Source organism: Haladaptatus sp. W1, assembly GCF_001723155.1.
Taxonomy (GTDB): Archaea; Halobacteriota; Halobacteria; order Halobacteriales; family Haladaptataceae; genus Haladaptatus; species Haladaptatus paucihalophilus.
Genome location: NZ_MEIH01000319.1, coordinates 1 through 6545, shown reverse-complemented (window position 1 = coordinate 6545; position 6545 = coordinate 1). Strand labels below are relative to the sequence as shown.

General features: G+C 61.4%; 8 protein-coding genes. 5 read left to right on the top strand and 3 right to left on the bottom strand.

Going from position 1 to position 6545, the window contains the following annotated elements:
- Positions 1–124: 124 nt before the first annotated feature.
- Positions 125–754, bottom strand: coding sequence for an RNA ligase partner protein (locus BG842_RS17105; RefSeq protein WP_069451713.1), 630 nt, complete (start codon positions 752–754; stop codon positions 125–127).
- A gap of 456 nt (positions 755–1210) precedes the next feature.
- Between BG842_RS17105 and BG842_RS17100 the strand changes: the two genes are divergently transcribed.
- The 4 genes from BG842_RS17100 (at position 1211) to BG842_RS17085 (ending at position 4952) form a co-directional block, all read left to right on the top strand.
- Positions 1211–1591 (top strand): translation initiation factor IF-5A, encoded by a 381-nt coding sequence (locus tag BG842_RS17100; RefSeq protein ID WP_007977927.1) that lies wholly within the window; start codon positions 1211–1213, stop codon positions 1589–1591.
- A complete protein-coding gene (speB, locus tag BG842_RS17095; protein WP_069451712.1) occupies positions 1592–2401 on the top strand; it encodes an agmatinase in 810 nt (269 codons plus the stop codon).
- Positions 2402–2737: 336 nt separating this feature from the next.
- A complete protein-coding gene (locus BG842_RS17090) occupies positions 2738–3508 on the top strand; it encodes a Nif3-like dinuclear metal center hexameric protein (protein WP_069451711.1) in 771 nt (256 codons plus the stop codon).
- 385 nt (positions 3509–3893) lie between these two features.
- Positions 3894–4952, top strand: coding sequence for a deoxyhypusine synthase (locus BG842_RS17085; RefSeq protein WP_069451710.1), 1059 nt, complete (start codon positions 3894–3896; stop codon positions 4950–4952).
- Positions 4953–4964: 12 nt separating this feature from the next.
- On the opposite strand, the gene BG842_RS17080 is transcribed toward BG842_RS17085, so the two are convergent.
- Entirely contained in the window at positions 4965–5354 is a 390-nt protein-coding gene (locus BG842_RS17080) for a pyridoxamine 5'-phosphate oxidase family protein (RefSeq protein ID WP_069451709.1), read from the bottom strand.
- Between the two features lie 78 nt (positions 5355–5432).
- A complete protein-coding gene (locus BG842_RS17075; protein WP_069451708.1) occupies positions 5433–5753 on the bottom strand; it encodes a hypothetical protein in 321 nt (106 codons plus the stop codon).
- Positions 5754–6120: 367 nt separating this feature from the next.
- On the opposite strand from BG842_RS17075, the gene BG842_RS17070 reads away from it, so the two are divergent.
- On the top strand, positions 6121–6545 hold a 425-nt coding region (locus tag BG842_RS17070), incomplete at its 3' end, for an ion transporter (protein WP_394327485.1).

Genomic DNA, 6545 nt, shown 5'->3' with positions numbered 1-6545 from the left:
TGTCGGAGTGACCGACGGTCGAAGAGGTATTTTCGCGTGCGTTCGGCGTGACGAGACACGTGAGCGGGCACTCTGGACACGAATACCCGCAAAAGCGTAACGAGGATGAACGCCGTCGTCGAAATTACATCTCTTCGCTCGCGTCGAGATACGATTCGAGGAGCGGCGGGAAGTCGCGGCCGCGGAGGTAGCGCAGGCCGAAATCCTCGGCCCAGTTGATGATGCCGGTGTCCTCGGTGACGACGCCCGCGTCGAGTTCGCGGGCGAGGATGAGCAGGTCGAAGTCCTCACGGGAGTCCAAGACGCCGCGGCGGAGCGTGGAGCGGTACTGACTTCTGAGGTCGGAGATGACCGTCCCCACGTCGGCCTGTCCGTTGTCGAACGCTTCCCTGACGGCGTTTTCGGACACGCGGAGGCCCTTGTCCACGCGGCCGCTCATCTCGTCGATGAACCGGTAGACGAGATCGGCGGGAATCATCACCTCGAAGCGGGCGGGGTTCTTCTTGATGACCCACGTTTCGAGTTTCGAGAGGACGGGCTCCGAGACGCCGCGCTCTTCGAGGATGACGGTGAGTTCGTCGTGAACGGAGGGCGGAATGTAACAGGAGATGTTGAGCGCGAGTTTCGCGGTGGCGATGGAGTCGAGAAGTCGTTCGATGGCGTCCTCCAATCCCTCGTCTCCGACGCGGATTTCCTCGGAGAGGAAGACGGATGTATCGAGGACGAACCGCTGTTTCAGCGGATGTTCCGGCATATGTGGCGATTCGAGCCGAGAAGCAAAAGCCCTTCCATGACATTTGTTCACACCCAACATGTGCGAACTCCTTAAAAAGGTTCATAACTATCGATGACCAAGGTTCAGTTGTAGCAGGAACTCCGAGAACAAACCGGATGGTTTCCGTCGATTAGACAGAAACGCGGAGCAAACACCAAGTCGTCGGTTAAACGACAACGAGGTCAACGCTCCGACGGAAAACCGAAGCGACGCGATAATCGTCCGCAAGGACGGTCGTGAAGACCAAGTAACGGACGGCGTGAAAACGGCGTTCGTGAAACTGGCGCAAGCCAGCCACGGTCGTAGGCGTCGTGGAAAACGTTTCCCATCCGGGTTCTATTCGGGGTTTCTGTGTATTCTTCACTCTCGACACCGATGGAGCGACAGCGGAGCGTTTCCAAACGGTTTATACCGACGGGAGGGCAATTCCGCGATATGGCGAAAGAGCAAAAGGAAGTCCGCGAGCTTAAAGAAGGCAACTACCTGATGATGGACGACGCCGCGTGCGTCATCAACTCCTACAGCACGGCAAAGCCCGGTAAACACGGTAGCGCGAAGGCCCGAATCGAGGGCAAAGGCGTTTTCGACGGCAAGAAGCGAAGCCTGAGCCAGCCTGTTGACGCGAAGATCTGGGTCCCGATCATCAACCGCAAACAGGGACAGGTCGTCAGCGTCGAAAGCGAGACCGTCGCACAGGTCATGGACCTCGACACCTACGAGACCATCACCATCAAGACGCCCGAGGGAATGGACATCTCGCCCGACGACACCATCGAGTACCTCGAGATGGAAGAACAACGTAAAATCGTACGTTAAATGTTCCCCGGCGCGTCTACCGACCGCGGACATGCGGACTTCGTGGTGGTGGGTGCGCCGCTCGACGTGTCCACCACGTTTCAACCCGGTACACGGTTCGGTCCCGACGAAATCCGGAAGTTTGCCCGGACGTTCGACGACTACGACCACCGAACCGGACAGTATTTTTCCGATTGTTCAGTGCACGACCACGGTGACGTGTACGCGTGGGACGACGCCGAGGAGTACGTGGAGTACCTCGAAGGCGTCGTCACCGACGTGGTTTGGGACGACGCCCTTCCGCTCCTCCTCGGGGGCGAACACACCGTCACAGGGGCGGCCGTTCGCGCGACCGACCCCGACGTGTTCGTCTGCCTCGACGCCCACCTCGACTTACGCGAGGAGTACGACGGCAACCCGTTGAGCCACGCGACCGTCACCCGCCACGTCCTCGACGTCGCCGACGAAGCGATTATCTTAGGCGCTCGGACCGGCAGCGAAGAAGAGTGGGAGCGCGCCGCGAAATCGGACGTGACCGTCGTACCGCCGGAAGACGTGGCCGACTGGCAGCCCGATTTCGACGGCACCGCGTACCTCAGCGTGGACATCGACGGCGCTGACCCCGCGTTCGCGCCCGGCACCGGCACGATGGAACCGTTCGGCCTGTCGCCGCGAGAGATGCGCGACGTCGTGCGCGACGTCGCCGAAACGACGGACGTGGTCGGCTTCGATGTCGTCGAAGTGAATGACCGCGACGACGGCCAAGCGGCCTCCCTCGCCGGAAAGCTGTTGCGCGAGTTCGTGTTTTCACACGCCGGAACAACGGACTGAGCATCGGACCCGAAACGGGAGTTTGCAGTCATTTGTGAAAGACAGCGAACGAGAGCAGATTGCAGAGATACCGCTCCGTATTGAAACGGTCGTCCCGAAAAGCGGAGAGGCGCGGTTAGAGCGCGCGCCGTACTTTGCGCATGATACGTCGCCTGAACCGTCGTGGAAGACGTCGCCACGTGGACATGGCCTTACGGAGCTTGCTCATAACGAACACCTCGTCTGTCGCTTTTCCCCTGATGGGGGCCTAAATATCGTCCCGGAAATCTCTTAACCGTGATGGCAGGCCGCGTGAAAGCCGGGGTATACAAGCCCCCGGGACCACGAGTGTCACGCATGAACCTCGCCGAACTCACCCAGCGGTACGACGACCGACTTCGAACCGAGGACTTCGCCGACATCGACGCCAGCGCGAACGGGCTACAGGTCGGACCGGACGACCCCGAGTCCGTCACCGTGGAACGCGTCGCGTTCGCCGTGGACGCCGCGGAACAGACCATCGAGGAAGCGGTGGAGTGGGGTGCGGACGCGCTGGTCGTCCACCACGGACTTTCGTGGGGCGGTATCGAGCGCGTGACGGGGCGTGACTACCGACGAATCGCGCCGCTCATCGAGAACGACGTGACGCTGTACGTGTCCCACCTCCCGCTCGACTCCCATCCCAAACTCGGCAACGCGGCAGGTGTCGCCGACCTGCTCGGACTCGAATCGCGCGAGCCGTTCGGTCGGATGGGACCGGAACACATCGGCCAACAGGGTCACGGCGAATTCGCGAGGGAGGAACTGGGCGAGCTGTTGGCCGACGAACTCGACACCGGCGGGCAAGGCGTACGGGGGTTCGATTTCGGTCCCGACGAAATCGAACACGTCGCCATCGTCACCGGCAGCGGCGCGGACTGGTTGGACGAGGCCGTCGACGTCGGCGCGGACGCGCTCGTTACCGGCGAAGGGAAACAGAAGGTCTACCACGAGGCGCGGGAGGCCGAACTGAACGTCTTCCTCGCGGGGCATTACGCGACGGAGACGTTCGGCGTGCGCTCGCTCGAATCGCTCGCCGAGGACTGGGGCATGGTGACAACCTTCATCGACGCGCCAACTGGTCTGTAACTACACAGTCGCCGACCTACAACTACTCACGCAACCACGTACAACTACACCTCCACCGACATACAACTACTCGTGTTCAGTATCTGATTTTTCGTCGTTCGTCATACGATTTCGTCGAAACAGGAGGTATTAAAAGGGGTGACGACGAGGAAACGGACGTGTCCTGCGGGTTTCTACGGCCCGAGAGGACCGCCGGAACCATCGAGGTCACGTTCCGGTCTCGCCGGACACGGGCCGCCGCCGACCGGCCCCGATAGCCGAACTTCGGTTACGGCTAATCGAAGCGCCGCTGGCCGCTGACCTCGCGCCACGCGCGCCCTCGTGGCAGTCGGCAACACAGTTTCTAACCGGGACATTGAATCGCCTGTAGCCGACACTGTGGAGTATGAACGACGACCACGGCGAACATCACGTCCACCGCGAGGAGTTTCACCACGACCCGATAGCCCACGCGGAAGTGCGTGCGGGCATGACCGTCGGCGAACTGGCCGACGAGTACGGGGCCGCGGGTGTCGGTGCCGCGAACCTCCACAAGGCCGTGGACATCTACGCCGACATGCTCTCCGACGACGTGACCAACTTCTTCGGCCTCGCGGGTGCGATGGTGCCGACCGGCATGCGCAAAATCGTCGCAGACCTCATCCGCGACGGGCACATCGACGCGCTGGTGACGACGGGCGCGAACCTCACCCACGACGCCATCGAGGGCATCGGGGGAAAGCACCACCACGGAAGGGCACGCCCTTCCTGCTCACACTCGCAGAACTCGCGTGAACACGGACGTGACGAACAGCACGGCAAATCCATGCGCGAACACGACGAGCAACTGCGCGACGAGGAAGTGGACCGAATCTACAACGTCTATCTTCCCCAAGAGCACTTCGCGCTGTTCGAGTCCCACCTCCGCTCTGAAGTGTTCCCGACCATCGAGGAGACCGTCACCATCCAGCGCATGGTCGAGGAACTCGGCCGCGCGAACAGCGACGTGAACGAACGCGAGGGAATCGAGGAAGACGCCGGAATCGCGGCGGCGGCCTACGAGAACGACGTTCCCATCTACTGTCCGGCAGTGCAGGATTCAGTTCTCGGCTTGCAGGCGTGGATGTACTCCCAGACCTCCGATTTCCAACTGGACGCGCTGAAAGACATGACTCACCTCACGGACCTCGCATTCGAAGCCGAGACTTCCGGCGCGATGGTGGTCGGCGGCGGCGTCCCGAAGAACTACGTCCTTCAGACGATGCTCGTCTCGCCCAAGGCCTACGACTACGCCGTCCAGTTGACGATGGACCCGCCACAGACCGGCGGCCTCTCCGGTGCCACGCTGGACGAAGCGCGCTCGTGGGGCAAACTCGAAAAGGCCGCCCGAAACGTCTCCGTCTACGCCGACGCGACCATCACGCTTCCGCTGGTCGTCGCCGCCGCGCGGGAGCGAATCGAGTAGTGTACTCGAAGATCAGTAGCGGGTAAACGTCCCCGACCCGACTTCGATTTTTACGAGCGTGTTCTCGGGGTAGGCGTCCGCGTCCGCACCGTATCGCGGGTTGATTCGCTCGGCGGCTTTGAGCGTCTCCTCCTCGTCCTCGACGACCATCGCCATTCCCTGCATCGTGACCTTCCACTTCGCCCGTCCGGCGGTGTCCTGCTGCACCGAAACCGCGACGCGCGGGTTCTCACGGATGTTCGCCAGTTTCCGACCGCCGGTGAGAATCGAGACCGTTCCGTCGTCGTAGTGGTACCAGACCGGTGCGACGTGCGGTCGGTCGTCGGAACACGTTGCGAGGTGCGCCATCACGGATTCCTCCGCGAGGCACGCTTCGGCGTCGTCGGGGAGAACGTCTGCCATAGTTGAAGAGAGGGACGGGAGAAGAAAAGCGGTTTCGTAGCGACTCTATTCCTGACAGTTTCGTTCGAGAAGTGCCGGTTACACCGCGTCGTCCGGGTCGTGACGCTCGCACATGCGCTCCGCTTCCTTCGCGTACCGATCACTGGTTTCGGCGTCGGTGACGGGCGTCAGGCGCTCCGATTCGACCGTGATTGCCGCCGTCACTTCCGGTCCCGGCCCGGTCCCGAATCGGTTGAACGCCCGCTCTTTCTGCAGGTAGCGAGCACCGTCCAGCGTCGCGTAGACCGTCACCAAGATGTGCGGCGAATCCGCCGAGAACGTCCGTTCGACCATCCAGACCCGTTCGGTCCGCCCCGACTCGGAGACGGCGTGTTCCGACCCGGATTCGTCTACGTGCATGCAGCTATATTCGACCTCCGTGACCTTGTACACTGACAGTAGTTCCCGCCTCCTGAGAACGGACGGGGCACCCGAGAGCCGACGAAGGGCGACGGAAACGCTCTTTTCCCCGCTGTCCCTATCGCCGGATGGCCGATGACGAGAACGGCGTTCCGAACCGGCGTGGCGGCTGGTTATGACGAACCCTATGAGTGCCGAGGCCGACCTATTTCCGGAAGGGAATCCCTTCTCGAAAATCCGTTTCCACCCTTCCCGGGAAATCGGTAGGATGCTTCGATAACTAATACCCCTGACGCTCCCCACTCGCTTCCAGAAACCGAGCGACTGGTCGGTGCTATTCTTTATCTTCCGCTCTGTATTCCATCGTATGGGGAGTCACGGAGCGCTACGAGCACCACGCGATTTTCGAGAGCGGGTGCAGTTTTACCTCGTAGACCACCGAACGCCGCTCGGGAAGGCGATCGATATCTGGCTACTGGTGTTGAACCTGCTGTTCGTCGGCGTCTTCGTCGCACAAACGTACTCCGTTTCGGCGACGACGGAGGCGTGGTTGTGGCGATTCGAGGTCGGCATCGCACTCGTGTTCGTAGTGGAGTACGTCCTCAGGATGTACGGTGCCCAGAACCGCCTCGCGGAGTTCACGAACCTGTATACGATGGTCGATTTGCTATCGGTGCTCCCGACGATGGCGGTGTTGTTCTTGCCGATTCCCGTGATCATCATCAATATCGGGTTCCTCCGAGTCATTCGCGTCGTTCGGGTGCTTCGATTCTACCGCTTTACGCAGGACGA